The following is a 24313-nucleotide window of genomic DNA, read 5'->3' as shown; positions in this document are numbered from 1 at the left end:
AAAACTGATAGAAGCTGACTTTTATTATCATTGAATTATATTTATTTTACCACCTTGTTGATAATGATATTTTGGAGGTGGGAAAATGCAGGGGATTAAACGTAAAATTGTTTTTGTCACGGCTTATGAGGTTATTGGGTGGTTAATTTCAGCGTTGGCATTGGCCTTTCTTTCCGGTAATTCAGCAGAAACAACAGGTCCATTAGCTTTAGTCATAACGACTATTGCAGTGAGCTGGAACTTTATTTTCAATACCGCATTTGAATATTGGGAATCAAAACAAAAATCACGTATTAGAACCTTTAGGCGTCGGTTTGTACATGCCATATTATTTCAATTAACGTTGGTGGTTTTTTTAATTCCTTTAATTGCATGGTGGTTATCAATTAGCCTTTTACAAGCATTGATACTCGATTTTGCCTTAATCATTTTTATCCCAATTTATACTTTCTTCTTTAATTGGGCTTTCGACAAAATATTTGGCTTACCGAAATCGGCATTGCCGCAAGAAAATAAAGCGGCATTATAAAATGACACATGTGTTTCCTTCCGTTTAATACAGGAAGGAAACACAGGAAATACGGGTTATTTTAGCAGTCTTGCTTTCACTGACTTGCCTTTGATTTTACCTTGCTGTAAATGTTTCCACGCTTGTTGTGCTACTTCACGCTTAACCGCAACATAAGCATGGGTAGGGTGGATCACAATTTTACCAATATCCGCACCATCAAGGCCAACCTCTCCAGTGAGTGCACCTAAAATATCACCGGGGCGCATTTTTGCTTTTTTACCGCCATCAAGGCACAGTGTCATCATTGAGGCGTCTAATGGGGTAATGCGCAACCCTGTCGGTTCAGGCTGCCAATTGAGTTTCATGTTTAACATTTCTTCAAGGGCATTCGCGCGTTGAGCTTCTTCTGGCGCACATAAACTAATTGCTAAGCCACTTTCACCAGCTCGTGCAGTTCGGCCAATACGGTGAACATGAACTTCAGGATCCCATGACAATTCATAGTTAATCACCATTTCCAGGGCTTTAATATCCAACCCGCGAGAGGCGACATCTGTTGCTACTAATACGCGGCTACTCCCATTAGCGAAACGCACGAGAGTTTGGTCGCGGTCGCGTTGTTCTAAGTCGCCATGGAGTACTAAGACACTTTGCTTGCTGGCAGTTAGTGCGTCATAAACAGCTTGGCAATCCTTTTTTGTATTACAAAAAATCACACAAGAAGCGGGTTGCTCACGGCTTAAGAGTTTCTGCAATAGCTCAATTTTATCGTGGCGGGCGACTTCATAGAACTGCTGTTCAACCTCTGGAAGCTCATCAACACTATTAATTTCAATTGTTTGTGGTTCATGTTGGATTTGTTGGCTGATTCGTGCAATTTCATCTGGCCAAGTCGCGGAAAACAATAATGTTTGGCGATTAATTGGGGCGTAATCAATCACTGTTTCAATATCAGGCATAAAACCCATGTCTAACATTCTATCAGCTTCGTCTAAAACCAAAGTTTGTAAGGCATCAAGTTGTACGGTTTCACGATTTAGATGGTCAAGTAAGCGCCCCGGAGTGGCGACAATAATATGAGCGGCATGGGCAAGTGAATCGCGTTGCACACTAAATGGCACACCACCGCAAAGAGTTAAAATTTTAATGTTAGGGATAGCGCGGGCTAAACGGCGTAATTCATTGGCGACTTGTTCAGCGAGCTCGCGAGTTGGGCATAGAACGAGAGACTGAGTTTTAAATAATTTAGCATCAATATGTTGTAATAACCCAAGGCCAAAAGCGGCGGTTTTACCGCTGCCGGTTTTCGCTTGTGCGCGAACATCTTTTCCTGCAAGGATGATAGGAAGCGCAGCAGCTTGGATCGGCGTCATACTGAGGTAGCCTAACTCTTGCAAGTTAGTGAGTTGTTCTAGGGAAAGTACATTAAGGTCAGCAAATGAAGTCACAATAAAATCTCAAATTGAATAAAAGGCCTAATGGCGCTAATAATACTATTCCTACCTTACTCTGTCTGTTTTTAATTCAAGATTAACGTGAAACCCTATAATCATCGATATGGGTTAAATGTCTGAAATGAGAGGAGGAGAATAAATTTATCTTATATTTTGCTTTACCGCAGGTACCGTAATGAGGCGATTAGCCATGAGTTTTTACATCTGAGTGATACCTAGCATACACCTAAAAACACCCATAATATTTTAAGCCCTCTAAATAGTCAGATTGTTTAGAGGGCGTTTACTTCACAAAATACTTATTTGAGTAAGATAAAATTAAAGACAAATTTCTTTATTGACCGGATTTAATTGAACAGCTTGTTGGATATGTTTTAAAGTTTCAGTCGCGAGTAGCGCGCTGGCTACATAAAATGCATTCCCACTTTGCAATTGCATTTTTTCTAAATAGCGATATATCCAAGGTAAAAAATGTACTTCTAGAAATTCACGTAATAATTCTGGTTTATTTTCAATCACCCAAGCAGTGAGAAGAAATAATAGCCCTACATGATCTTCTGGTTCTTTTTGATTTAATTCAATATTAATTTGGTTATTACGAAGCCATGCTCTTAATTCAAGTGTCGAAATACCAAAAATAACATTTTCTTTATCAAGATAAACGGAACCCCAAGGTGGTGCAGGTAATGCATAAGGACCAATAAATAAGCGCTGGTAGGCTTCTTGTAATGTTTCTGTTTCAGAAAGACTATCTTGAAAGAGTTTATCAATAGATTGGCAATCATAATCCTGAGTAAATGGCCACTCAGCTAACCATTCGCTGGTTGTAAATAAATCAATTAACGTATTTACGCGTACATCAGAAGGATCATAATAAAATAATGCTCCCAAAGTTTGCGCGCAAAGCGAAAAATCTGCCAATAATTTTTGTTCCATATTTGTCCACTTGCTATGTTGATGATGATGCGTTGGTGTGATCGTAGCTAAACATGAGATTGTTGTCGATGATAAGAAGATAATTATCTCTATTATCATCGCAAAAACAATGGATTAGTAATTAGCCAACAACAGCCATCCCAACAGTCATATGCAGCCCGTAGAATATGCCTCTACCAATCAATTCACCAAAAACTACCAATAATACGGCGACTAATAGCCCAATAATTGAAGGGTTCTTCATTTTAACATGCAGGTAAATCACTCTGACATATTTAGTTTTTTTGCGCCATATCAACGAAGTTATATTTGCAAAACTGGTAACTTTTTCATAATAAATAAATATTAATGATAATCGATATCACTCTAACATCATGAATAAAAAGATTTTTCCTGTTTTTTTATTAGAGGCTAAAAATTTGGAAATGTTAATATTGGGTTTAATATAGAAAATATTTCTCTTGGTAAGGAGTTTTCGGGAAATAGGGGAAATATCTTTGGCAGTATTGTCGAAAAATAATAATAAATTTCTCTCGGATCATTTATTATTCTAAAAAAATAATGAACTTCAATATTATTAAAAGAATTGAAAAGTAAATGTAGAATAATTATCTATAAGTTGGTCATCTAATATCCTATTAAGGTGTCACTTTTTAGTGAGAATAGTTTTTATTTTCAAAGGTGGTTAATTAAATTCAATATTGAGTGTTATCGATTGAGCAAAACCTGCTGGTGGTTTACCGACAGAACGACTTTTTTGTACCGCAAGTAAAGCAGCTTGGTCCAATAAATCACTTCCTGAACTACTTGCTAAGCGAATTAAGCTAATTTCTCCGGTTTGGCTTAGTTGGAATTGAATTGTTGCAATACCACGGTTTTTCATTTTTTTTGCGCGGCGAGGGTATTGTTTATTTCTCTCAACTTCTTGGCGTAGTTTTTCACGGTAAGCATTAATTAATTGGCTATTAGTATCACTGGTTGCATATTGGTTTTTAGGGCCTTTTATTCCTGCTGATTGAGACGAAACGAGGTCACCTGCTCTTTGTTGTTGTGCGATCGGCAAATCGTTTTTAACCTCTGAATCAGCTTGTTTATGCATGTTTTCAGTTCTTTTTTTTGTCAGTTCTCTAGGTTTTACAGGCTCTTTTGGAGTTTTGATTACCTTTTTTTGCTTTTTAGGGACAACAATAGCAGCGTGTTCCGCTATTGGGCTGGGATCTATTTTTATCTCAGGAAGGGGGTCTGTAGGTTGGGGGATCTCTTCAGGTTCTGCAACGTTGACAGCTTGAGTTAATGCGATCGAGATAATAGGCGCATCCTGTTGTGCCTGGTTTTTTAAGGACAATGACTGAGCCGTAACATAGGTTAAATACCCAATAACAAGAACATGTAATGTTATTGATAGAATAAAAGTCATTAATTTTCGACTCATCATAAAACCTCAATATTTTTTCTCATTGAACCTAAAGAGGGCAAACCATACAGGTATTAAGTAGTTATGTTCGAACTGTAACTTATAAGATAAAATAATGACTCGAATTATATGTTAATAATTATCAATTGCAAATGATAGTTATTATCAACTTTGATGGATGTATTTCATTACATATTAATGCTTTGATTTTTAAAAGAATATTATTCAAAATCAAAAGGCTTGGTGAGTAACCAAGCCTTAATGAGGCTAACTGTGTGATAAATCAGCGAAATGTCATTCTCTTTTTTACGACTTTGTCTGGCTCCTACTTAAGTGTTGTTGTACTGCGTATTTGATTGAGGCGGATTGGTTGTTTTCGGTAAAGCTCAAGGCGACAGCGGCTTTTTCATGGTCATCCATCGCTAAAAAGCTTTTGCTGATACCATTAATTTTATCTTTTGATAAATTACCCGCTTTTATATGTGAATTAATAGCTGCTTGATTCACTGCGGACATATTATTTTCATTGAAACTTAATGCAGTAACTGCTTTTTCATGCAAATTCATTTGTGCAAAAGATTTCGTCACACCTTGAATACCATTAGGCGATAAATTAGCTGCTTTTGCATGGTAAGCAATAGCCGCTTGGTTTGCATAAGCGGTATTATTTTCAATAAAATTGAGAGAAATAATGGCATTTTTATGGGCAGTTACGTCTGCTTGAGCACTTAGACTAAATACCAATAAAAATGCAGAGGAAATAAATAATTTGTTCATCGGAATACCTTTAAATAACATTTCCTATATTTGGGACAAAATAATGGATAACTTTATATAAAACAGTTCTCAAAAATGAAGGTAAAGCATTTTTAACGCCTATTTTTACACTCTATCTTAGGTATGTTATTGAATAGATAAACTTATCTAAGCTGTATTTTTATAAAGTTATCGTAGAAATAATCATAGCGATGCCGTAAATATAGGTGATCGTGTTCAATGATAAAATTGATATCTATGCAAATGATGAGTGCATAAAATGCATTCGTCATTTTGTATTCACAAAAGAAAAGAGAATTATTTTGGCGTTTTTATCGGTGTTTTGAAATATAAATAACGCCGTGTAAATAATAAGCTACACGGCGTTAGAATACTTAATTAATATTTTAAATTAAGAGCGTTTAACCACTGTTTCTGGTACGTGTATTGTGTTCTCTTTATTCGCAAACCAACGGTCACGTAACTTGTCATATCCGAGGTTAAATGCATAGGTATAAAATAAGAAAAAGGCAAAAAAACCGATTTCAAGTAAGAATGCATCTAAGAATGACATTTTGAGTAAAAACGCCAACATGGGTACACCCATGATAACAAAGCTTAATTCAAAGCCAACGGCATGAAAAATACGTACTTTGGCCGGGCGAGACCCTTTGGATAAAGGCCAATAACGGTCAAAGATCATGTTATAAACCACATTTAATAGCATTGCCAGTGTCGATAAGACAATCGCCACTGTTCCCATTTGGAAAATTGAGCGTCCTAAAAGCCACGCACTGACCGGTGCAGTTATTGCGATAGCAATGACTTCAAATGAAACTGCATGAAAAATTCGCTCAGTTAATGTTTTTGTATGCTTGCTCATAACTACCTCAAAGATATAGAAAATTATTTTTTTGGATAAAAATCGGGTGCAATTATTTGCTATTTTTTATATATATACAAAATGGCAGCCATCGAAAAAAGCGATACCTTATGAATTATTCTATAGAAACATTGCGTACCTTTGTGGAGGCAGCATCCTTAAAATCATTTTCTGCTGTAGCCCGTAAATTAAATAAAAGCCAATCAACCGTCAGTGCGACGATCAGTGGTTTTGAAGATGATTTAGGGTTTGCACTGTTTGATAGGCAGGGGCGTGAATCAACATTAACTTTTGCGGGTAGAAAAGTCTTAAGTTTAGTTGAGGATATTTTATCGGCAGACGAGCGTCTTCAAGCGCTTAGAGTTGAATTACTACCGGATATTGAACCTAGATTAAGTTGTGCTTTTTCAGATATTTATCAGCCTCCGCATGCTGAGCATATTTTAACGACATTAGATAGGCAATTTCCACATCTTGAATTCGAATTTTTAATCGCAGAAAATAATGCCGTTATCGAAATGATCCAAAACCAGCAAGCTCACGTTGGTATGATGGAATCCCGAACAGAATATCCTGCGGATATTTCTTTTTCTCGTTTACCTATTCAAGGTGAATTAGGTTTATATGTATTAAATAACCATCCATTAGCTAAAGAAAGAAAAGTTGACTATCAACATTTAACAACAACTCGTCAACTGCAGCTAAGCAGTAGTAGCCAAATTATTATTAATAGTGAAAAAAACTGGTATGCACCTAATTATTTATTATTATTAGAAATGGCAGAACAAGGTGCCGGTTGGGCTATATTACCAACATGGTTAGTTAAGCAATTTGGCCATAATCGTTTGGTGAGCATTAATTATGATTTATGGCCACGTAAAATCGATGTGGATTTAGTTTGGTCTAAGAATAATCCACCGGGAAAAGCGGGTTATTGGTTGATTAATAAATTGCTTAATAGCCAAGATTAAGATTATTAATACTAAAATCGGTGAGTTTTCAGTATATTTTATAGTGTAAAATAATCTATGCTAAATGTAATAAGATGTTATCTTGTAAATAAACGTAATATAATTTTAAAAATTGGTTTTATATCGCTAATCTAAACTTAATCAGACTGTTGTTTGAGTTAATTTATTAGAGGATAAAAATGAAAAAATTATTAGTACCTACACTCTTTGCTGTTGTATCTACTATGTCATTTGCTGTTCAGGCAGCGACAACACCGGCAGCAAGCCAATCGCAAAACGCGGAACATAAATTAAATGCTTACGAAGAAATTATGGTAGGCAAAGTTTGGACAACAACAGAAGCTTTAGATCAAGATAAAAAAGAAGTTAATGCGGATGATAAGCAAGTCGCTAACTTTTTTGGTTTAGCTGAGTATTATCCAGACGGTACATTTAATATGACCACGTTTGATGGAAAACCTAAAATGAAAGGTGACTGGTCATTTGATGAAAATGGCAAAACTCGCTCATTAACAGCGAAAGATGACGAGGGTAAAGTTTTATTTACTCGTGTTGTCGAAAATGTCACGGTAACTCCTGAAGAATATACGTACCGTATTTATCCAGAGCAAGATAATAAAGATAAGTACTTTGATATTGTTCATAAAGTTAAAAAATAATAGTTTATACTAATGGCGCAGTCTAAATATGGGCTTATTTGTTGAGTCATTTATTCTGCGCTATTAGTTAGTCTTTGTTCGTTTATTTAAAACAGGTTTCAGCCCAGCGTGTTAATCCTGCGGTAACGGAACCAAAATCGTCCCCACGCACTATCGGAATATTAGGTAACTCTTGGCTAATTGCTTGGTGTAATATTGGGGAACGAGCACTCCCGCCTGTAACGTAAATGGCATCCGGCTTGACTCCTCCTTGCTTGACCGCTTCTTTAACTAACTCAATCATTTTACTTTTGGGTGATTCAATTGATTCCACCATGTGTTCATGTGGAATATCCACTTCTAGTTTTTCAGAAATTAAATTAATTTGAGCTAAATAACTTGGGGTATCTGACAAAGCAATTTTAGCTTCTTCAGCTTTACGCACTAAGCTATAACCTAGTGTTTCATTATATACCTCTAACAATCGAGATATTTTCTTAGGCTCTTTAGCATCTTGTTTTAAGCGTGTTAACGCAGTTAGATTTTGTCGTGAGTAAAATTCTTTTTGTGCTTCAACATTATTGATGGCAATAGGGTTCCAAAATTGTAGAAATGGCATTTTAGTACCAGATAAAGATTGGCTCTCCATCCCAAAAAGTGGCATCAATTGTTTCAGTGCAAGATAAATATCAAGGTCGTTTCCTCCCACTCGTTGTCCACTGTGAGCAAGTAAGGATTGCGTTCTGTCCTGTGCATTTTGGTAGGTTGGCCCCATTTGGATTAATGAGCAATCTGTTGTTCCGCCACCAATATCAACGACTAGGATAATCTGGTCTTTATTCAATGTTGATTCATATTCAAGCCCGGCAGCAACAGGTTCGAATTGAAAAGCAATATGGTTAAACCCTGCACGCTTTGCAGCACGATAGAGTATTGATTCAGCTTGTTGGTTAGAGAGTTCTCCCCCGCGACCATGAAAGTTAATAGGTCGGCCAATGACAGTATCATCAATAATCTGTTGTAATTTTTGTTCTGCAGTGTCCTTTATATTTTTCATCATGGCACAGACAAGATCTTCAAAAAAACTAATTTGGGTATCATGCAAGCCAGACGCCCCCAAAAATGATTTTGGAGATTTTACATAATAAACATCTCTAGGATCGCTTAAATATAAATCTAAAGCGGCTTGCCCAAAGACGATGTCTTCACGCATTAAATCGACCCCTTCATCACGGTTAAACGCGATAGATCTTTTTAAAATTTGCTGCCCGATTTCATTCGAAGGGGATATTTTACAATGGCGAAATAAATGCTCAGAGACTGATTCTCTTGTAGGCGCGCATAAGGTTGATGGGATATAAACGCTATCGCCTTCTAATGGTAATAGTGTGGGAACCCCGTTTTTCATGACCGCGACAGCACAGTTAGACGTGCCGTAATCAAAACCAATAAACATTTCGCCTCCAAGAATAACGATTTTGAAAAAAGGCTGAGACTTTATATCAAGCAACAATGAATTACTATTAAAAGATGGTTGATGTACGGTAAGGGCCGACAGGAAAACAGTATGAATTAGCCCTTAATAGGGTATAAACGCAAAGAAATCGCGATGAATTTAGTGTTCAATAGAGGCTACTTTAGCTATCTGTGTGATAAAAATTATGGGAAAGTCGATGAGTAAACTTCATATAGAACTGCAATCAGAACTAATATGTCCAGAATGCCATTTTAAGCAAGTCGAAGAAATGCCGACAGATGCTTGCCAATGGTTTTATGAATGTAAACACTGTGGAGCATTATTAAAACCATTAAAGGGGGATTGCTGTGTTTTTTGTTCATATGGCTCAGTGAAATGTCCTCCAATACAAGAAGCAATGTTAACTGGAGGACAGGAATGCTGTTGTTCTTCAAAAGATATTTGTTAATTTATCTTAACGTATACAGGAGTGTAAGATAATCTGTAAATAACAATATGGTGAATATCGTTTATGGTTACCTATATACTGGGTATAAATAATTACTTAATTAAAAAGATTCTTAATATATTAATGAATTATTAAAGTTGATTCTCGGAAATATCTTATTTAAACAATTGGGTTTTCTATCTTTTTAATTATTACAATACTTATTCCAAATAACATTAAAGTCATTATCAGGAAACTCTTTATCATCTCTATCTATTAATGGGATAGAAACAACATTGCGCCCATCATTATGAAGATAGGTTTTGACTACAAAGCGTTTAAATGAATAGGAGTTTTGGCTAGTAAAAATAAGTACCTCACCACAGACATAGCCTAGCATGCCATGATCTAAGGTTTCTCTTATCTCATGATATTTAACGTTTTTATATTCAGCTGTTTTGGGGTATGCTAAAAAATCCTCAACCGCTTTTTGAGATTTTTCTACGATATCTAAATCAGGTGTGTAGTTACTAACAACGCCTCCTATAAAGGAAGCGCCCGCAATTAATCCGACGACTAAAAATGAAAATATTTTATTTTTCATAGTATTTATTTCTTATGTTATTATTTTTGATGCTCCCAAAGAATGCCAAAATATAAAAAGGAAATGAAATTATTCCCACTTAAGCTAAATCTAATTGCTAGTTTTACTTAAGGAAATATACTTGGATTACAGTTGGAATAATGAGTTGGTGCCAATCTAACATAAGATTATTTGAAGTAATATAGAAGGGAAACAATGGTAATCAATAAGAAACGAAAAATTACACATTTAAATAAATAGACATTTTATAAAGGGATATTTTATTACTATTGTGATAATTTAATATGTATTAATTCCCAAGGTGACAAATTTAGTAAGAAAAATAAGATTAATCTTTTTTATTCTTCATTATTTTTGCCATATGAATAGCTTCAATGAGCTGAGAGCGATTAATACGGGAGCTATTACTATCTAATAATTTTTGCCAAATATCAATTGATTGCTCATAATTTGCATTCATAAAAGCATCTGAAGCGATTAACATCAGTGCAGTAACCTCTTGATTATCAAGCTCTAATGCTTTATTGATTAGCGCTCTAACATCTCCTGTTAGGTGTTGGCCTGCTTGATAATATAGTACGGTGGCAACAGCGGAATATATTTGAGCATTTTCCCCACCATATTCTAGCGCTCTTTGATAAGCAATCAGTGCATTATCATAACTATTTTGATAGAGATAATATTCACCCAGTGTCGCCCAAAGCTCACTGTTTTTAGGTGATTGGCGAATATCATTTTGCAAACGTAATAAATCATTTTGTTCTTGTTGTAGTGGTTTAATAAATTTGGCCACCTGAACAGAGGTGATATGCTTACCTCAGAACAACACAGGTGCCTTAATGAAAAAACGAAATTTCAGTGCAGAATTCAGACGTGAATCAGCTCAGCTGGTTGTGGATCAGAACTATACAGTTGCAGATGCCGCGAAAGCCATGAATGTCGGGCTTTCCACCTTGACGCGGTGGGTAAAGCAATTACGGGACGAACGGGCAGGCAAAACACCGAAAGCATCCCCTATCACGCCGGAACAAATTGAGATACGTGAGCTGAAGAAAAAAATTCAACGTATTGAAATGGAAAACGAAATATTAAAAAAGGCTACCGCGCTCTTGATGTCAGACTCCCTGAACAGGTCTCGGTGATCGGGAAACTCAGAGCGCATTATCCTGTGGCCACTCTTTGCTGCGTGTTCGGAGTTCACCGCAGCAGCTATAGATACCGGGAAAACCGGCCTGACAATCCGGACGGCAGGAGAGCCGTATTACGTAGTCAGGTTCAGGAGCTGCACGGCCTCAGTCATGGCTCAGCAGGAGCAAGAAGTATCGCTGTAATGGCAACACACAGGGGCTTCCGGATGGGACGATGGCTTGCCGGACGGCTAATGAAGGAGATGGGGCTGGTGAGCTGTCAGCAGCCTGTTCACCGGTATAAACGTGGCGGTCATGAACACATTGCTATCCCGAACCACCTTGAGCGACAGTTCGCAGTGACAGAGCCCAATCAGGTATGGTGCGGCGACGTAACGTATATCTGGACCGGTAAATGCTGGGCATACCTGGCCGTTGTACTCGACCTGTTCGCAAGGAAACCCGTGGGCTGGGCAATGTCATTTTCACCGGACAGCAAACTGACCACCAAAGCGCTGAAAATGGCATGGGAAATACGAAATAAGCCATCCGGGCTCATGTTCCACAGTGATCAGGGTAGCCACTATACAAGCAGGCAGTTCCGACAGTTACTGTGGCGATACCGGATAAAACAAAGTATGAGTAGGCGTGGTAACTGCTGGGATAACAGTCCGATGGAGCGCTTCTTCAGAAGTCTGAAAAATGAGTGGGTGCCGGTGACCGGCTACATCAGCTTCAGTGAAGCAGCCCATGCAATAACGGATTATATCGTCGGGTATTACAGCGAGGTCAGGCCGCATGAATATAACGGTGGATTACCACCAAACGAATCAGAAAACCAATACCGGAAAAACTCTAAAACCGTGGCCAATTTTAGTTGACCACTACATGTTGTAATGGTGTGAATGATAGTAAGGGATCGGAAATGCGTTGGTATTCCTGATAGGCTAATTCAAATCGAGGTGAGAAAAAGTAACCAATAACGACCGACACAATGAATATGGCAAGTACTTTATTAACATGCGGTAGTCTGGCTGTTGATGATGTTGTATCTGAGGATAATAATTGTTCGGATATTTGTTGGTGATTAACCGTGCTCTTTATGATCTGCTGTTTATGTGACCGACTGAATTTAAACGTTACATAAAAAATGCCAATTAGAGCAATTCCAGGTAAAAGCCAAAGCAGGGCAGTTCCAATCGTCAACGGTGGATTATAGAGCACAAAATCACCATATCGCTCGGTCATATAGTGCATGATTTGCGCTTTATCTTTACCCTCAGCGACCATTTTGAAGACTTGATGACGCATACTAACCGCTGTCGGGGCATTAGATTCAAGTAAGTTTTGGTTTTGGCACTGCGGGCAACGCAATTGTGAGGCAATCTGCAAAGAATACTCTTGCTCTTCAATGGAATTAAATTGCCACACGTCAACAATTTGAGCGTTGGATATAAAAGAGTAAAATAAGAAAAAAAGTGCGAATAGAGTTCTAAGCATTTTTTATCCTCACTTTTATCCAGCTTACTAATAGGCCAAAACACATCACAAACGCACCGCCCCAAATCCATTGAATGCCATCTTGGACGTAAAAGCGTATTGCATAGCTATTGGTTCCTGTTTTCTCACCTAATACTGCATACCAGTTACGTAGCCATCCCCAATATATACCAGGTTCAATCATTAATTGCTGCCGAGCAGTATAAAACCGGCGTTCAGTGATTAATGAGTGTAACGGTTGATTCACTTTGCTAATTTGTATGATGGCTTTTTCGGTTGTGTAGTTAGATTTAGCATCAAGCTGCAACTCGTTGAATTGGAATTGATAACCTGCGAGTGAAATAGATTGCCCAATAGAAAGATTAACACTGGTTTCGTGGTGGCTACCCACTGACAAGGCAATACCAGCTGAAAAAATCACAACCCCTGTATGAGCAATAAGGGATGGGAATTGTTGTCGAATAGCATGTATAGGACGTAGCCAAAAGATAAGTAAAATTGCAAATAAAAAGCCGCAAGAAAGAGCGATAATAAGCCCTTCAGACCAAAGGAAGAAGATTAATAACATACTGGTAAGTATGATTAAAAGAATACGCCACCGGGGTTTAATGCGGGTTTTGTTCAGTGGGTAAATGGCACTGACAGCCATGATAATGAGCATCAAAATACCAAATGGTAATAATGTTTGATTAAAATAAGGTGCCCCAACCGATATTTTTCCCCAACCAAATAATGTGTAAATCATCGGGTAAAGTGTGCCCGTCAGAACAATAAATAATACAGTTGAAAATAGGATTAATGTGAGTAATAAGTAAAGCTGACGGCGATTAATATTGGTTGGTGAATCATCAATGTTTTTAGCTTTCCAGCCATATAGACATAAAGCACCGAAACTTAGAAAACTGAATAGTAAAAAGAGGGGCACAGCCCTAACGTTATCCAAAGCAAACGCATGGACAGACATTAAAATACCTGAACGGACAATCAGCGTGCCCAATAGTGATAGAATAAACGTGAGGATCGCCAGTAATATTGACCAATGGCGATAATGACCTGTTTTATATGTAACGCTGAGGCTGTGGAGTAACGCGGTTGCACTTAACCATGGTAGTAGCGACGCGTTTTCAACGGGGTCCCAAAACCACCATCCTCCCCAACCAAGTTCGCTGTATGCCCACCATGACCCTAAAGTGATACCCAAAGTGAGTATACACCAACTCGGAACGACAAAGCGCCAACAGAGCCTTGCAATAGTGTGATTAAATTGCCCATAGAGAGTGGATGCAAGCGCTAAAGCAGTGACGACCATTAACCCGCTATAGCCTAAATAAAGTAACGGAGGGTGTAATATTAACCCCCAATGTTGCAGCATGGGGTTGAGATCTCGCCCTTCAATAGCGGGTGGGAAAATGCGTAAAAAAGGGTCGGAATAAAAGACGATAAACAGTAATAATGCTGCAATAATAATAGCAAGTAGGGTTAATGTGAGAGGAAATACCGGGTGAGTTTGCTTGCGATAACACCATGCAAACAGACAATTCCAAGCTGAGATAAACAGCAACCAAAGAAATATTGACCCTTCATGGCCTCCCCATACTGCCGCGATTTTAATATACAGTGGCGATAATCTGTGACTATGCTGCGCCACATACACGACAGAAAAGTCACTTTGAATAAAACTGAGGGTTAAACAGAAATAGGCAATGAGTAAGAAAAGAAATTGCAAGTAGGTCCAAAGGGCATTCCGAGGCATTTGCCTCGGAATATGGCGTAAAAAACCAATAACTCCGAATGATGCTTGAAAACAGGCGATACACAGTGCCAATGTAAGACAGAGAAAGCCAATTTCTGGGAGTATTAGTTCCAATTATTACCCTTATTATTGAGTGAGTTATGCAACGGTCAATTGCCCTGCGTATAACACAAAGAAGCGTAAGCAGAAGACACCCAGTAAGCTTGCACCACTGATAATCAATACTCTTACCGCACCTTGTCCTTTATCCATCCATTTTTTGAATAAAAGAGGAATAATAAAACCAAACCCAACAACGCCAATCCAAAACCACCATGTCCAGAAACCACCACCTAATGCGGCAATTAATGATCGAATTTTTCCATCGTCTCCTAATGCTAGCCCGACAAAAAAAGCGGCTAATAGGAATATCTCCAACCAAATCACAAAGCCTTCGATACGATGTAAAAATGCGGTTTCAGTATTATGGATATTTTTACGATAGCGCAATGCGATTGCCATTAACGATACCGCGATACCTGAAGATATACCTGAAAATAGGAATAAAGCCGGTAATAATGGGTTGTTTAAGAATGGATAAGACTTTAATGCTGAAAGTAAAAAGCCGGTATAGGCCCCAAGCAAAACCGCCAATACGAGCATTGCAATATCGAGAAAGCGCACTGCACGGTTTAGCAGGTTTAATACTCTAGGAATAATTGTCAATTTTGGTAGCCATTTTTGCTGTAAACCAATGAGCTCTTTTTCATAGATTTTAGCCAGCCAAACAACAAGTACTGCCATATACACTTGGAATAACATTACCCCCATCGACATCACTGAAGTTGGGCTATAATGAAACATTAATTTCCAGAACGTCCATGGACGCGTCAAATGAAGAATTAAGATCAATAACCCAAAGATGATCGTGGTCGGCGCCAAAATCAGTGTTGTGCGCATGAGCGTGCTATCACTGCCAGCCGCAGTGGGATAATACTGACGCATAAGTACCGCAAGTACTACAAGCCCCGCGGAAATACCAATTAAGAATAAGTAAACTGCAATGGGCCAGTCCCACACTAAGGATTCAAAATGGAAAGCAGAAGCTGTTGTCATTGGCTAACCTCCCCATATTTGAACGGAACCCGATACATTTTGGGGTGAGTACCGAGTGCAATTTTGAATCGATAAGTCGGTTTTTCTTTTAGCATCAACGAAATATCGCTCTTAGGATCATCTAAATTACCAAAGGTTAATGCTTTGGTCGGGCAAGATTCGACGCAAGCCGGCTGCTTGCCCTGTTTTAGATTCGTTTTACGGCAGAAATCACATTTATCCGCGGTTTTATTGATGGGGTGAATAAACCTGACGCGATAAGGGCAGGCTGCAATACAATATTGGCAGCCGACACATAAGTCAGGATTTACATCAACAATCCCTGTCGTTTTATCGATAAAAGAGGCACCGGTAGGGCAAACATCAACGCAAGGGGCGCTTTCACAATGTTGACAGGAGTGGCGAAAAAAACGGTATTTAACATCAGGAAACTGGCCAATAGGCTCACTACGGATGATGGTTAGCCGCGAAACACCTTCCGGCACTTGGTTAACCTCTCGGCATGCATCCATACACGCCGTACAGCCGATGCACAGATTTTCGTCGTGCACCATGCCGTAGCGAACGCCATCTATTTTCATGGTATTAGCTAGCGCATGGCTAGCAACTCCTCCTACCGCCGCCAGTGCTCCTGAGTAGATAATGAATTGACGACGAGAACAACTCATGGCTGCTCCTTACGCAATTTCACCGCTGCTGGGTTGAAATCAGGGTTATTGCGTTGATCTGAGTGGCAGTCGACACAGATTTTTACTTTGCCCTTATCAGTCAGTACCTTCATGGTATCTTGTTTCGGATGAAGGTCATGACAACTTGCGCAGGCTACTTTGGTGACGTGGACATCATGAGGCCAGAACGCTTTTTGCAGTTGTTCCGGCAAGTGGCATGATAGACAGACACTGTTTTGTTGCTCGACGGTATACATTGGGTTGTTAAAGCGCATGACATCTTTGACGCCTTCACGGTGATCTGGCCCTGGGTTACCGTGGCAATTGGTACAAGTCACAGGTAAATTATTGTTAGGGTTAACCACTTCTGAGTGGGTACCATGCATGCCTTCTTTGTCGGGTTTATGGCAGTCTAAGCAGGCTTTGTCTGCACTGCGTTGCTGTGTAACAACCCAACGGCCTTCTGCATTTTCTTGGGCCATTTGTGGGGTTGCGGATGCGGCTGTTGCCCATAATAAGCCTGTTGCCAGCACCCCAGCAGTTAATAACGAACGTAGTACGCTCATATTCACTCCATTGGTTATATTGCCCCATCATTTGGGGCAAATCATGGTTATTTGGCTAATAGGTCATTTTTACGAGCTTGGTCATCCCACTGCGGAACCACAGTTTTTAAGAACTCTTGTTTCTCCGCATTGATTTTTTGCATATCTAAACCGATAGCTTGTTGTGCTTTTTCCTTGGTTGAAATATCTGGAATGGCAATTTCATGGGTGATGCCTTTTGAACCTAATAGACGAGCGAGTTTGGTTCGTGCATCTGCGGCTTTATCCATCGAACCACCTAACATGCGCAAGCCTTCATCTGGTGCATGCATATGAATACCGTGGGAAGCGATAGCTAAATCCCAGCGCCATTGGGCATGACGAATATCCGTTAAGATTGGTTTCATTTCATCTTCTGTTGCGCCTGCATCCCATGCGGCTTTCGCTTCAAAGTGAGCTCGAACTAATTGATCTTCCGCTTTGATTTTCATCTCTTGAATAGCGACTTTACGTTCAGCAACAACATCTTGCAGCTGTTGTTTGCTTTGGGTATGGCAAGTGCTACAAGTTTGTTCGAAATTGTCGAATGGGTTACCAATTTTATGGCTGGTATATAATTCGCCTTTTTCGTTTTGCAGTTTCGGCATATGGCAATCAATACAGGTCACATTATTTTTGCCGTGAATACCTGCGCTCCAAGTCTCATATTCAGGGTGTTGGGCTTTCAGCATCGGGGCTTTCGACAATGAGTTGGTCCAGTCAGAGAAACCTATATTGTCGTAGTAAACTTCCATCTCTTCGACTTTGGTACCGTTATCCCATGGAAATTTCACAGACTTTTTATCGCCAGAGAAATAATATTCCACGTGGCATTGGCCACATACCATGGACTGTTGGTCGAATCGGCTGGCTTTATCAAACGGTTTGCCAATCGTTTCCATTGCACGCTCTGCATAAGGGCGAGAGAGCGTTAGCTCTGGTTTGCCTTTTGCAAAATCTGCAGAATCTGTTTTATGGCAATCCGCGCAGCCTAAAACATTAACCACTTCAGGGCCACCTTTTGCCCATTTACCTTCGAAATAGCCATCTTCGCCATGTTCTTGGATTAGCCTAGCCACATCGGGACTTTTACAGCTCCAACATGCCATCGGGAGTGGACCATCTTGAGCATCTTTAGGCGCTCCAGTTCGTAAGGTTTCACGGACGTCGATAATGGCATAAGCGTGGCCACGTGGTTTGTTGTAGTCGCGTGAGAACGGGTATCCAGCCCACAGCACGACTAAGCGAGGGTCTTCCGCTAAGGCATCTTCGCGGTTTGACTGCTCAGATGTCGCTCTCCAAGAGTGGTATTGATCAGGGTGAGCAGCTTCGAAAGTTTCATTTCGAGCGTTAATAGTGGATGTACTATCTTTGGTAGGAGTTTGGGCATGAACAGAGGTAAAGAGAAATATTCCTGCAACCAGACTCAATAAGCATAGTGCATTATTTCTTAAGTTTGCCATAAAAAGGGCCTCGAGTAATTTTAGCCAGTCATCCCTTCATTTTTCGAGTTATTGTTATATTGTGACCTGTGACTCGAACTATTTTGGGTATCTTTTTGTTATTTAGGTTTGATAGTAAGCGCACAGATACTATCAAGACATTGCCAATTTATATGTGTAACAAAAAACCACACTAAAAATATTGTTTTTGATCAAGAGTTAATTTGGAATAAGGAAATAGAATGTGATGAAATAATAAAAAATGGGTATTATCGCAAATTGATATGGTTGTTTTTTAATAGTTTCAAACTGTTAATTTTAATAACTAATTGGTCATATTCTCCTTTCTTGTTATTTATTCTTGGTTTTTTATTTAATTGATTTATAAGTAATTTTTTCATTTTCAATATTTTTTGGTTATTTTTAAAATAAAGTAATAAATAAAAATTGTTTAATATCAAAAAAAATGCATATATTTTTTTGATAAATGACATTGCACATACCACTTTAGTGGTAGTTTTTGGTTGGTGTTATAATTTAAAAAATTAAAAATTGAGTTTAAATTAATAATCCACATTAAAAAAATGTTAATAAATAATTAAAAACCCCTATTCCTTTATCATTTTAAGGCTGTTTTAAGGTTATGCACAGCAAATAGCGTAAACCTGGTTATTTCTAGTCGTATACGGGGAATTACCTCTTTTACCTACTTGGTAGTATGTATTTTTATAGCTGCTATCGTTAATATTTCTCATAAATACACATATAAAAAATGCGGTTTATCAATACGTTTTAGTTTTTTTGTTGGCAATGTAAAGGAAAAAAACATGGTTGATCTCACCCGTCGGGGAGTATTAACTGGTGCGTGGCGCAGCGCGGCTCCAGTGGTTCGGCCGCCATGGAGTGGTAGTGAAACGCAATTTATTGAATTGTGTACCCGTTGCAATGCCTGCGTTGAGAGTTGCGAAACGGCAATTATCCAACCAGGAGCCGGGGGCTACCCTGTTGTTGATTTTAAGCGTGGTGAATGCACCTTTTGCTATGCATGTGCAACAGCCTGTTCAGAACCTATTTTCCTACCAAAACATTCCCAACCTTGGGATATCTCAATTTCGATTGGCCAAAATTGTCTTGCTTATCTTTCGATTGAATGTCGTCGTTGCCAAGACAGTTGTGAGCCTGAAGTTATCTCTTTTCGTCCGTCAATGGCGGGTATATACCAGCCAAAAGTAGAAACACCAGGTTGTACAGGCTGTGGTGCTTGCGTCGCAGGTTGCCCAGTTTCAGCCATTACCGTGGAGCATGAACATGCACAGTAACTATCAAGTGTGCAGTTTAATCGTACAAGTAAAAAGTGAGCGGCTGTCTACTGTGGCCGAAGAAATAAATCAGCTTTCTCATTGTGAAGTGGCGATAAGCGCCCCGGAAAATGGAAAACTGATTGTGGTTGTTGAAGGGCAAGGTAGTAGAACGTTGTTAGATACTATTGATCTAGTACGCGATATTGACGGCGTACTAGATGTTTCGCTGGTTTACCACCAGCAGGAAGAGCAAGGTGAGGAAGATTATGAAACTCAGTCGTCGTAGCTTTATGAAAGCCAATGCGATAGCGGCCGCTGCTGCGGCGGCAGGTATTGGCGCACCTAGCATTGCGAAAGCAGTGGTTGGCCAACAAGAAAGTATTAAATGGGACAAAGCCCCTTGCCGTTTTTGTGGTACAGGCTGTGGGGTATTGGTGGGAACTCAAAATGGTCGCATCGTGGCCAGCCAAGGTGACCCTGAAGCGCCTGTAAACCGTGGTCTAAACTGTATCAAAGGGTATTTCTTACCGAAAATCATGTACGGAAAAGACCGTTTAACGCAGCCAATGTTGCGTATGAAAGACGGTGAATATGACAAAAATGGGGAGTTCACACCGATCACGTGGGAACAAGCTTTTGATGTTATGGAAGAAAAAGTCAAAACCACATTAAAAGAAAAAGGCCCTGAAGGGATCGGTATGTTCGGTTCGGGCCAGTGGACAGTTTGGGAGGGCTATGCGGCATCAAAACTGTTTAAAGGTGGTTTTCGTTCTAACAACTTAGACCCGAACGCGCGCCACTGTATGGCGTCAGCGGTAGTCGGTTTCATGCGTACTTTCGGTATGGATGAACCAATGGGTTGTTATGATGATATTGAGCACGCAGATGCTTTCGTTCTGTGGGGCTCAAACATGGCAGAAATGCACCCAATCTTGTGGTCTCGTATCACCAACCGTCGTCTGTCTAACCCTGAAGTACGTGTTGCGGTGTTATCGACTTTCAAACACCGTAGCTTTGAATTAGCGGACAACGGCATCGTCTTTACACCACAATCTGACTTAGTGATCCTGAACTATATTGCAAACTATATCATTCAAAATAATGCAGTTAATCAGGAATTCCTCGATAAACATGTGAATTTACGTCGTGGTGCAACAGATATCGGTTATGGATTACGTCCAACTCATCCACTCGAACAAAATGCGAAAAATGCGGGCTCTGATGCGTCTGAGCCAATGACGTGGGATGAATATAAAGCCTTTGTTGCAGAATATACCTTAGATAAAACCGCAGAAATGACGGGTGTTCCAAAAGATCAGTTAGAAGAGTTAGCGAAACTTTACGCCGATCCTAAAACCAAAGTGGTTTCTTATTGGACCATGGGCTTTAACCAGCACACTCGTGGTGTTTGGGCGAATAACTTAGCGTATAACCTGCACTTACTGACAGGGAAAATTTCTCAACCGGGTTGTGGGCCGTTCTCATTAACAGGCCAGCCATCAGCGTGTGGTACAGCTCGTGAAGTGGGTACGTTCTCGCACCGTTTACCTGCGGACATGGTGGTGACTAATGAAAAACACCGCGAGAAAGTAGAAGGCGTTTGGGGATTACCTGCTGGGACCATCCCTGAGAAAGTGGGTTTACACGCCGTTGCCCAAGACCGTGCTCTAAAAGACGGTAAATTGAATTTCTACTGGGTTATGTGTAACAACAATATGCAAGCTGGCCCAAATATCAATGAAGAACGCATGCCGGGTTGGCGTGACCCTCGCAACTTTATTGTGGTTTCTGACCCCTATCCAACGGTCAGTGCGTTAGCCGCTGACTTGATTTTACCGACGGCAATGTGGGTAGAAAAAGAAGGCGCTTACGGTAACGCAGAACGTCGTACCCAATTTTGGCGCCAGCAAGTTAAAGCTCCAGGTGAAGCGAAATCTGACTTAATGCAGATGGTGTTGTTTTCTAAACGCTTTACAACGGATGAAGTGTGGCCTGAAGAGTTACTCGCGAAAAAACCTGAATTACGCGGTAAAACGTTGTATGACGTGTTATTCGCTAACCAAGCGGTGACAAAGTTCCCTGTGAGCGAGTTGGCGGAAGACCAACTTAACGATGAATCACGTGAGTTAGGTTTCTACTTACAAAAAGGATTATTCGAAGAGTACGCAGGCTTTGGTCGAGGTCATGGTCATGACTTGGCTGATTTTGATGACTATCACAAAGCACGCGGGATCCGTTGGCCAGTGGTTGATGGCAAAGAGACTCAGTGGCGTTATAGCGAAGGAAATGACCCTTACGTCAAGGCTGGCGCGGGTTATCAATTCTACGGTAAACCCGATGGTAAAGCAGTAATTTTTGCGCTGCCATTTGAGCCTGCTGCGGAATCGCCAGATAAAGAATATGACTTATGGCTATCAACAGGTCGTGTATTAGAACATTGGCACACCGGTAGTATGACACGTCGTGTTCCTGAGCTACATCGTGCTTTCCCTGAGTCTCTTGTGTTTATTCATCCAATTGATGCAAAAGAGAGAGGCTTACGCCGTGGTGATAAAGTCAAAGTAGTTTCACGACGTGGTGATGTGACCACAATTGTTGAAACTCGTGGCCGTAATAGACCACCAAAAGGCTTAGTTTACATGGCGTTCTTTGACGCTGCGCAGCTAGTGAATAACTTAACACTGGATGCAACCGATCCGCTTTCAAAAGAAACGGATTACAAAAAATGTGCCGTTAAACTGGAAAAGGTGTAATTGCTCATGCCCCAGAAAGCTAAGTCTCAACAGGCTAAGTCCCAGAACAGCCGTCGTCGCTTTTTACGCGATGTCGCCCGCACTGCGGGTGGGGTGGCGGCTGTTGGTGTGGTGCTGGGGCTTCAGCAACAAACTTCCCGTGCGAGTGGCGTCAAGCTCCGCCCGCCGGGTGCCCTTGATGAAAAAACATTTGCCAGTGCATGTGTCCGTTGTGGGCAATGTGTTCAAGCCTGCCCGTATGACATGTTGAAATTAGCGACATTGGCATCCGGTTTGGCTTCAGGAACGCCGTACTTTATCGCCCGAGAAAAGCCGTGTGAAATGTGTGAGGACATTCCTTGCGCTAAGGTTTGCCCAAGTGGTGCATTAGATAAAGACATTGAGTCGATTAATGATGCACGCATGGGGTTAGCCGTTTTACTCGATCAGGAAAACTGCCTGAACTTTCAAGGGCTAAGGTGTGATGTATGTTACCGCGTATGTCCACTGATTGATGAAGCCATCACATTAGAACTGGAACAAAACCACCGAACGGGTAAGCACGCGCGCTTCTTACCCACAGTCAATAGCAACTACTGCACGGGCTGCGGTAAATGTGAACAGGCTTGTGTATTGGAAGAGGCGGCTATCAAGGTATTACCAAGGTCGTTAGCAAAAGGTGAGTTAGGTCACCATTACCGCTTTGGTTGGCTGGAGGGTAACAATGGCGAATCGTAAACGTGATGCCGGACGTGAAGCTCAGGCAAAAAAAGGCTGGTGGCAAAGCCACAAATGGTTGGTGTTTAGACGCATAAGCCAATTGCTGGTGTTAGCGATGTTCTTGAGTGGGCCATGGTTTGGGGTGTGGATTTTAAAGGGTAACTACAGCAGTAGTTTATTGTTAGACACCGTACCTTTGACTGATCCTTTAATTACTTTAGAGAGCTTAGCAAGTGGTTACTTACCGGGGATCTCCGCATTAGTTGGGGCGGCTATCGTATTCGGGGTTTATGCACTGTTGGGTAAGCGTATTTTCTGCAGTTGGGTCTGCCCTGTAAACCCAGTGACGGATGCGGCGGCGTGGTTAAGACGCAAGTTTGATTTTAACCAGTCTGCAACTATACCGCGCAATATTCGCTATGTCTTGCTGGTGGTGATCCTGATCGGCTCTGCGATCACAGGCACCTTACTTTGGGAATGGCTTAATCCTGTTTCATTAATGGGGCGCAGTTTAATTTTTGGTTTTGGCAGCGGTGCATTGGTTTTAGTTGCACTGTTTTTATTCGATTTACTCGTTGTGGAACATGGTTGGTGCGGTCACCTTTGCCCATTAGGTGCGCTATATGGCGTAGCTGGGTGTAAAGGCGCATTAGTTGTTACAGCGGAAAATAAAGAAAACTGTAGCCGTTGTATGGACTGTTTCCACATTTGCCCGGAGCCGCAAGTTCTGCGCGCACCGGTCCTAGATAAACAAGCTCCAGCGCAGATATCCGATAAAGATTGTATTACTTGCGGTCGTTGCATCGATGTTTGTTCTGAGGATGTTTTTAAAATAACACTAAGATGGAGTTCGGGAGCAAAATCATGAAAAATCCTGTCCTGAAAAAGACGATCAGCCGTTGGGTGGCTGGAATGGCCTTTGTTGTAAGCAGTCTTGTTTGGGCTGCTAATGGTGTAGACCTGACCCAATCACCAGAAGTATCCGGTACGTCAGAAGGAAGCATTCATATTCCGAAAGAGCAAGAAAGAATGGCATTAAACTATGTGAATCAGCCACCAATGATCCCACATAGTGTTGAAGGTTATCAAATTACCACTAATACTAATCGTTGTTTGCAATGCCATGGTGTGGAAAATTATCGTACCACAGGGGCACCTAGAGTTAGCCCAACGCACTTTATGGATGCAACAGGCAAAGTCCTTGGTGAAGTCGCACCAAACCGCTATTTCTGTTTACAGTGCCACGTGCCGCAGTCAGACACAGCACCGATTGTTGATAACACATTTACCCCATCCAAAGGTTTTGGGAAATAAGGGGGA

The 24313-nt window shown here is 40.4% G+C and carries 24 protein-coding genes and 2 pseudogenes; 11 read left to right on the top strand and 15 right to left on the bottom strand.

Annotated elements, in window-relative coordinates:
- The first annotated feature begins 85 nt into the window (after window positions 1-85).
- Entirely contained in the window at window positions 86-529 is a 444-nt protein-coding gene (locus M1E86_RS14170) for a PACE efflux transporter (RefSeq protein ID WP_125891508.1), read from the top strand.
- A gap of 56 nt (window positions 530-585) precedes the next feature.
- Here M1E86_RS14170 and dbpA read toward each other — a convergent pair whose 3' ends face one another.
- The 6 genes and pseudogenes from dbpA to M1E86_RS14140 form a co-directional block, all read right to left on the bottom strand.
- A complete protein-coding gene (dbpA, locus tag M1E86_RS14165; RefSeq protein WP_213914154.1) occupies window positions 586-1959 on the bottom strand; it encodes an ATP-dependent RNA helicase DbpA in 1374 nt (457 codons plus the stop codon).
- A gap of 324 nt (window positions 1960-2283) precedes the next feature.
- Window positions 2284-2901: a Tat proofreading chaperone DmsD gene (gene dmsD, locus M1E86_RS14160; protein ID WP_213914155.1), complete on the bottom strand. Its 618-nt coding sequence runs from the start codon at window positions 2899-2901 to the stop codon at window positions 2284-2286.
- Between the two features lie 121 nt (window positions 2902-3022).
- A pseudogene (locus M1E86_RS14155) lies at window positions 3023-3163 on the bottom strand (DmsC/YnfH family molybdoenzyme membrane anchor subunit); the annotation flags it as partial.
- A gap of 423 nt (window positions 3164-3586) precedes the next feature.
- Window positions 3587-4336 (bottom strand): energy transducer TonB, encoded by a 750-nt coding sequence (locus M1E86_RS14150; RefSeq protein WP_125891497.1) that lies wholly within the window; start codon window positions 4334-4336, stop codon window positions 3587-3589.
- 285 nt (window positions 4337-4621) lie between these two features.
- Window positions 4622-5092 carry a hypothetical protein gene (locus M1E86_RS14145; RefSeq protein ID WP_213914156.1) on the bottom strand — a complete coding sequence of 157 codons (471 nt, stop codon included), beginning with the start codon at window positions 5090-5092 and terminating at the stop codon, window positions 4622-4624.
- Window positions 5093-5483: 391 nt separating this feature from the next.
- Entirely contained in the window at window positions 5484-5954 is a 471-nt protein-coding gene (locus M1E86_RS14140) for a multidrug/biocide efflux PACE transporter (protein WP_213914157.1), read from the bottom strand.
- A 110-nt stretch (window positions 5955-6064) separates the two neighbouring features.
- Between M1E86_RS14140 and M1E86_RS14135 the strand changes: the two genes are divergently transcribed.
- Both M1E86_RS14135 and M1E86_RS14130 read left to right on the top strand, forming a co-directional pair.
- Window positions 6065-6925 (top strand): LysR family transcriptional regulator, encoded by an 861-nt coding sequence (locus tag M1E86_RS14135; RefSeq protein WP_426099138.1) that lies wholly within the window; start codon window positions 6065-6067, stop codon window positions 6923-6925.
- Window positions 6926-7104: 179 nt separating this feature from the next.
- On the top strand, window positions 7105-7584 hold the full coding sequence (locus M1E86_RS14130) for a DUF4822 domain-containing protein (RefSeq protein WP_004262272.1): 480 nt from the start codon (window positions 7105-7107) through the stop codon (window positions 7582-7584).
- A gap of 82 nt (window positions 7585-7666) precedes the next feature.
- Here M1E86_RS14130 and yegD read toward each other — a convergent pair whose 3' ends face one another.
- Entirely contained in the window at window positions 7667-9019 is a 1353-nt protein-coding gene (yegD, locus tag M1E86_RS14125; RefSeq protein ID WP_213914159.1) for a molecular chaperone, read from the bottom strand.
- A gap of 217 nt (window positions 9020-9236) precedes the next feature.
- Between yegD and M1E86_RS14120 the strand changes: the two genes are divergently transcribed.
- Window positions 9237-9488 (top strand): GDCCVxC domain-containing (seleno)protein, encoded by a 252-nt coding sequence (locus tag M1E86_RS14120; RefSeq protein ID WP_125891483.1) that lies wholly within the window; start codon window positions 9237-9239, stop codon window positions 9486-9488.
- 184 nt (window positions 9489-9672) lie between these two features.
- Here M1E86_RS14120 and M1E86_RS14115 read toward each other — a convergent pair whose 3' ends face one another.
- Both M1E86_RS14115 and M1E86_RS14110 read right to left on the bottom strand, forming a co-directional pair.
- The gene (locus M1E86_RS14115) at window positions 9673-10071 is read right to left on the bottom strand and encodes a hypothetical protein (protein WP_125891482.1); all 399 of its coding nucleotides are present in this window, start codon (window positions 10069-10071) and stop codon (window positions 9673-9675) included.
- Between the two features lie 328 nt (window positions 10072-10399).
- Window positions 10400-10864, bottom strand: a complete 465-nt coding sequence (locus M1E86_RS14110; protein WP_426099137.1) for a TPR domain-containing protein — start codon at window positions 10862-10864, stop codon at window positions 10400-10402.
- 46 nt (window positions 10865-10910) lie between these two features.
- On the opposite strand from M1E86_RS14110, the gene M1E86_RS14105 reads away from it, so the two are divergent.
- A protein-coding gene (locus M1E86_RS14105; RefSeq protein ID WP_094963256.1) for an IS3 family transposase occupies window positions 10911-12079 on the top strand; the annotation gives its coding sequence in 2 pieces (ribosomal slippage) (window positions 10911-11160 and window positions 11160-12079; 1170 coding nt in all).
- A gap of 10 nt (window positions 12080-12089) precedes the next feature.
- Here the strand turns inward: M1E86_RS14105 and nrfF are convergent.
- The 6 genes and pseudogenes from nrfF to nrfA all read right to left on the bottom strand — a co-directional run.
- Window positions 12090-12698: pseudogene (gene nrfF, locus M1E86_RS14100) on the bottom strand (heme lyase NrfEFG subunit NrfF); the annotation flags it as partial.
- Window positions 12691-14565 carry a heme lyase NrfEFG subunit NrfE gene (locus tag M1E86_RS14095; protein WP_213914161.1) on the bottom strand — a complete coding sequence of 625 codons (1875 nt, stop codon included), beginning with the start codon at window positions 14563-14565 and terminating at the stop codon, window positions 12691-12693. The pseudogene nrfF and the gene M1E86_RS14095, both read right to left, overlap by 8 nt.
- A 24-nt stretch (window positions 14566-14589) precedes the next feature.
- The gene (gene nrfD / locus M1E86_RS14090) at window positions 14590-15546 is read right to left on the bottom strand and encodes a cytochrome c nitrite reductase subunit NrfD (RefSeq protein ID WP_213914162.1); all 957 of its coding nucleotides are present in this window, start codon (window positions 15544-15546) and stop codon (window positions 14590-14592) included.
- Entirely contained in the window at window positions 15543-16214 is a 672-nt protein-coding gene (gene nrfC / locus M1E86_RS14085) for a cytochrome c nitrite reductase Fe-S protein (RefSeq protein WP_102139981.1), read from the bottom strand. Before nrfC ends, nrfD begins: the two co-directional genes overlap by 4 nt.
- Window positions 16211-16780 carry a cytochrome c nitrite reductase pentaheme subunit gene (gene nrfB / locus M1E86_RS14080; RefSeq protein WP_125891477.1) on the bottom strand — a complete coding sequence of 190 codons (570 nt, stop codon included), beginning with the start codon at window positions 16778-16780 and terminating at the stop codon, window positions 16211-16213. The genes nrfC and nrfB overlap by 4 nt, the downstream gene beginning before the upstream one ends.
- Before the next feature lie 47 nt (window positions 16781-16827).
- Window positions 16828-18261: an ammonia-forming nitrite reductase cytochrome c552 subunit gene (nrfA, locus tag M1E86_RS14075; protein WP_125891476.1), complete on the bottom strand. Its 1434-nt coding sequence runs from the start codon at window positions 18259-18261 to the stop codon at window positions 16828-16830.
- A gap of 806 nt (window positions 18262-19067) precedes the next feature.
- Between nrfA and napF the strand changes: the two genes are divergently transcribed.
- Genes napF through napB form a run of 6 tightly spaced genes read left to right on the top strand, consistent with a single transcriptional unit; the run spans window position 19068 to window position 24307 of the window.
- Window positions 19068-19559, top strand: coding sequence for a ferredoxin-type protein NapF (gene napF, locus M1E86_RS14070; protein ID WP_213914163.1), 492 nt, complete (start codon window positions 19068-19070; stop codon window positions 19557-19559).
- Complete coding sequence (gene napD / locus M1E86_RS14065) at window positions 19549-19827, top strand: chaperone NapD (protein WP_185746880.1); 279 nt, start codon at window positions 19549-19551, stop codon at window positions 19825-19827. Before napF ends, napD begins: the two co-directional genes overlap by 11 nt.
- Window positions 19808-22294, top strand: coding sequence for a nitrate reductase catalytic subunit NapA (gene napA, locus M1E86_RS14060; protein ID WP_125891473.1), 2487 nt, complete (start codon window positions 19808-19810; stop codon window positions 22292-22294). Before napD ends, napA begins: the two co-directional genes overlap by 20 nt.
- A gap of 6 nt (window positions 22295-22300) precedes the next feature.
- Complete coding sequence (gene napG, locus M1E86_RS14055; RefSeq protein WP_125891472.1) at window positions 22301-23011, top strand: ferredoxin-type protein NapG; 711 nt, start codon at window positions 22301-22303, stop codon at window positions 23009-23011.
- Window positions 22998-23861 carry a quinol dehydrogenase ferredoxin subunit NapH gene (napH, locus tag M1E86_RS14050; RefSeq protein ID WP_125891471.1) on the top strand — a complete coding sequence of 288 codons (864 nt, stop codon included), beginning with the start codon at window positions 22998-23000 and terminating at the stop codon, window positions 23859-23861. Before napG ends, napH begins: the two co-directional genes overlap by 14 nt.
- Complete coding sequence (gene napB, locus M1E86_RS14045) at window positions 23858-24307, top strand: nitrate reductase cytochrome c-type subunit (RefSeq protein WP_004913351.1); 450 nt, start codon at window positions 23858-23860, stop codon at window positions 24305-24307. The genes napH and napB overlap by 4 nt, the downstream gene beginning before the upstream one ends.
- The last annotated feature ends 6 nt before the right edge of the window (window positions 24308-24313 follow it).

Source organism: Providencia sp. PROV200 (assembly GCF_049901995.1).
In the GTDB taxonomy this organism is placed as follows: Bacteria; Pseudomonadota; Gammaproteobacteria; order Enterobacterales; family Enterobacteriaceae; genus Providencia; species Providencia rettgeri_E.
Note: the sequence above shows the minus strand (reverse complement) of the source record. Positions and strands in the feature narration are given on the sequence as shown.

Bases quoted from the DNA above. Each gene is read 5' to 3' on its own strand.
- M1E86_RS14170 (WP_125891508.1), top strand. From the start codon at position 86: ATGCAGGGGATTAAACGTAAAATTGTTTTTGTCACGGCTTATGAGGTT.
- dmsD (WP_213914155.1), bottom strand. From the start codon at position 2,901: ATGGAACAAAAATTATTGGCAGATTTTTCGCTTTGCGCGCAAACTTTG.
- M1E86_RS14150 (WP_125891497.1), bottom strand. From the start codon at position 4,336: ATGATGAGTCGAAAATTAATGACTTTTATTCTATCAATAACATTACAT.
- M1E86_RS14145 (WP_213914156.1), bottom strand. From the start codon at position 5,092: ATGAACAAATTATTTATTTCCTCTGCATTTTTATTGGTATTTAGTCTA.
- M1E86_RS14140 (WP_213914157.1), bottom strand. From the start codon at position 5,954: ATGAGCAAGCATACAAAAACATTAACTGAGCGAATTTTTCATGCAGTT.
- M1E86_RS14135 (WP_426099138.1), top strand. From the start codon at position 6,065: ATGAATTATTCTATAGAAACATTGCGTACCTTTGTGGAGGCAGCATCC.
- M1E86_RS14130 (WP_004262272.1), top strand. From the start codon at position 7,105: ATGAAAAAATTATTAGTACCTACACTCTTTGCTGTTGTATCTACTATG.
- yegD (WP_213914159.1), bottom strand. From the start codon at position 9,019: ATGTTTATTGGTTTTGATTACGGCACGTCTAACTGTGCTGTCGCGGTC.
- M1E86_RS14120 (WP_125891483.1), top strand. From the start codon at position 9,237: ATGAGTAAACTTCATATAGAACTGCAATCAGAACTAATATGTCCAGAA.
- M1E86_RS14115 (WP_125891482.1), bottom strand. From the start codon at position 10,071: ATGAAAAATAAAATATTTTCATTTTTAGTCGTCGGATTAATTGCGGGC.
- nrfD (WP_213914162.1), bottom strand. From the start codon at position 15,546: ATGACAACAGCTTCTGCTTTCCATTTTGAATCCTTAGTGTGGGACTGG.
- nrfC (WP_102139981.1), bottom strand. From the start codon at position 16,214: ATGAGTTGTTCTCGTCGTCAATTCATTATCTACTCAGGAGCACTGGCG.
- nrfB (WP_125891477.1), bottom strand. From the start codon at position 16,780: ATGAGCGTACTACGTTCGTTATTAACTGCTGGGGTGCTGGCAACAGGC.
- nrfA (WP_125891476.1), bottom strand. From the start codon at position 18,261: ATGGCAAACTTAAGAAATAATGCACTATGCTTATTGAGTCTGGTTGCA.
- napF (WP_213914163.1), top strand. From the start codon at position 19,068: ATGGTTGATCTCACCCGTCGGGGAGTATTAACTGGTGCGTGGCGCAGC.
- napD (WP_185746880.1), top strand. From the start codon at position 19,549: ATGCACAGTAACTATCAAGTGTGCAGTTTAATCGTACAAGTAAAAAGT.
- napA (WP_125891473.1), top strand. From the start codon at position 19,808: ATGAAACTCAGTCGTCGTAGCTTTATGAAAGCCAATGCGATAGCGGCC.
- napG (WP_125891472.1), top strand. From the start codon at position 22,301: ATGCCCCAGAAAGCTAAGTCTCAACAGGCTAAGTCCCAGAACAGCCGT.
- napH (WP_125891471.1), top strand. From the start codon at position 22,998: ATGGCGAATCGTAAACGTGATGCCGGACGTGAAGCTCAGGCAAAAAAA.
- napB (WP_004913351.1), top strand. From the start codon at position 23,858: ATGAAAAATCCTGTCCTGAAAAAGACGATCAGCCGTTGGGTGGCTGGA.